Annotated in this window: 1 protein-coding gene; it reads right to left on the reverse strand. The window is 62.5% G+C overall.

Features of this window, described 5'->3' with window-relative positions; translation table 11 throughout:
* Positions 1-45: 45 nt before the first annotated feature.
* Positions 46-501: an REP-associated tyrosine transposase gene (locus tag B2V21_RS16110; RefSeq protein ID WP_286917371.1), complete on the reverse strand. Its 456-nt coding sequence runs from the start codon at positions 499-501 to the stop codon at positions 46-48.
* Positions 502-613 lie beyond the last annotated feature (112 nt).

The following is a 613-nucleotide window of genomic DNA, read 5'->3' on the forward strand; positions in this document are numbered from 1 at the left end:
CGGGTCTCTGCCCGCGAAGGGGTCTGGCCTGCCTGCCACGTTCACTCAGACCCACACAGCATCCCAGAGCGGATAGTCGCCCAAACGCTCGACCAGCCCAGCCCGCAGCGGATTGGCCACCACATACCGCGCAGCGGCCACGACGTTCTCTTCGCGCCGCAATGCGCGGTCATGGAAACTCGCCTGCCAGAGTGGTCCGGCGCGGCCGGTGTGCCGGTTGAAAGACCTCGCAGAACGAGATTTCACCTCGCGGATCACGTTCGCCAGCGAGCTGGAGTGCAACTCGATCAGCCAGTGCAAGTGGTCGGGCATCAGTACCCAGGCCAGCGAGGTGACACGCCCACTGGCCTGTGCCCGCCGTAGTTCGGTGACAACGTGCCGACCCAATGACCAGTCGAGGAAAACAGGCTGGCGTGCGAGCACGACGGTGGTGAGAAGGTACGGACGTCCAGGCTCGGAATATCGGCCAAGACGCAGGCTTTTCGAGGTGTAGTTCGGCATGCCAGGCTCTTTGAAGAAAACCTGGAATGTATAGGGTTAGTGATGCTCGGGAACGGGTTGATAATCACTGGATGTGTCGTGGCCGAGGGCGCTTTCGCGGGCAGAGACCCGC

Origin of the sequence: Pseudomonas sp. UBA6276, from assembly GCF_002438365.1 — a bacterium.
GTDB lineage: Bacteria > Pseudomonadota > Gammaproteobacteria > Pseudomonadales > Pseudomonadaceae > Aquipseudomonas > Aquipseudomonas coleopterorum.